At 42.4% G+C, this 1,881-nt stretch carries 1 protein-coding gene; it reads left to right on the top strand.

Going from position 1 to position 1,881, the window contains the following annotated elements; translation table 11 throughout:
* On the top strand, positions 1 to 1,831 hold a 1,831-nt coding region (locus tag ABF638_RS37795), incomplete at its 5' end, for a CHAT domain-containing protein (RefSeq protein WP_435027855.1).
* Positions 1,832 to 1,881 lie beyond the last annotated feature (50 nt).

Below are 1,881 nucleotides of genomic sequence, written 5' to 3'. Positions count from 1 at the left end.
CAGTCTGGGACAGTACCCCAAAGCCTTGGAGTTCTATCAGCAAGCTTTAGCCATTATCAAAGAAATTGGCGATCGCTCTGGTGAAAGCACTACCCTCAACAACATTGGCGCAATTTATGACAGTCTCGGACAGTACCCCAAAGCCTTGGAGTACTTTCAGCAAGCTTTAGCCATTATCAAAGAAATTGGCGATCGCTCTAGGGAAGGCGGTAGCCTCAACAACATTGGCGCAATTTACTCTAGTCTGGGACAGTACCCCAAAGCCTTGGAGTTCTATCAGCAAGCTTTAGCCATTATCAAAGAAATTGGTGATCGCTCAGGTGAAGGCACTACCCTCAACAACATTGGCGGAATTTACGACAGTCTGGGACAGTACCCCAAAGCCTTGGAGTTCTATCAGCAAGCTTTAGCCATTATCAAAGAAATTGGCGATCGCTCAGGTGAAGGCACTACCCTCAACAACATTGGCTTTCTCCTAGATGTACAAAAACAACCGGAATTGGCGATTGTTTTTTTTAAGCAATCTGTCAACGTCATAGAAAAGATTCGCCAAGATTTGCGAGTTCTACCCAAAGAACAACAGGAATCATATACAAAAACTGTTGCACACTCCTATCGCCGTCTTGCTGATTTATTGCTGCAACAAGACCGGGTACTTGAAGCACAACAAGTTTTAGACTTATTAAAAGTGCAAGAATTAGATGATTATCTCCGCAATGTCCGGGGAACAGGTCAACAGTTAATCATACTGCGTCCCGAACAGGAAATTTTGCAAAAGTATAACGCCCTGCAAAACAGTGCTATTCAACTGGGACAAGAACTTACCAAACTGCGAAAAATTCCCGAAACAACCCGCACCACAGCACAACAACAAAAAATTGCTCAACTGGTGCAACTTGAAGAAGAACTCAACAAGCAATTTAATCAATTCATCGATAGTCCAGATGTCGTTAAACTGGTTAATCAACTCTCTCGTGAAGTCAAACTACAAAATATAGATTTAGCAGATTTAGATGCTTTCCGCGATGACTTGCGTCGCCTGAATGCAGTTATGCTTTATCCTTTAATCTTAGACGATCGCCTAGAACTGGTAATCATAACTCCCGATGCTCCACCCCTCCGCCGTCCTGTCAAGGTAAAGCGTGAAGAACTCAATCAAGTAATTGCTGATTTTCGTTCTGCTTTAGAACATCGTGACGACAATGTAAAAATCCCAGCGCAAAAACTTTATAACTGGCTAATCAAACCCCTAGAAGCTGACCTCAAACAGGCAAAAGCTACAACTATTATCTACGCTCCTGATGGACAACTGCGCTACATTCCTTTAGCAGCATTATACGACGGCAACCAATGGTTAGTACAAAATTACCGCATCAACAACATTACTGCTAAATCCCTGACTAACTTCAACAACATACACCAATCTAAACTTAAGGTATTAGCAGGAGCTTTTGCAGATATCAAACTCAGTTACTCTGTGCGTATTGGTCAAGAAGAACATAGTTTGCGTGGTTTACCCTTTGCTGGGCAAGAGGTAGCAAATCTGGCAGTATCAATTGCGGATACTACGAAATTTATAGACAAAGATTTCAGTCTAGAAGCCATGAAACCGCGCATGAATGAATTTAATATTGTACATTTAGCTACTCATGCAGCCTTTGTACCCGGACAACCAGAGGATTCTTTTATTTTATTTGGTAATGGCGATCGCCCCACATTGAGAGACATCGAAAGCTGGACGCTGAATAATGTAGACCTAGTTGTATTGAGTGCTTGCGAAACTGGAATTGGCGGTAAATTTGGTAACGGTGAAGAGATTTTAGGCTTATAGCGGTTATCAGTCTTCTGAAGTACAGTAGCAGCAGTGAGTAAACCAACCCA

The organism is Nostoc sp. CALU 1950 (genome assembly GCF_051172895.1).
Taxonomy (GTDB): Bacteria; Cyanobacteriota; Cyanobacteriia; order Cyanobacteriales; family Nostocaceae; genus Nostoc; species Nostoc edaphicum_A.
The sequence above is the reverse complement of the archived record's forward strand: the minus strand, read 5'-3'. Positions and strand labels throughout refer to the sequence as shown.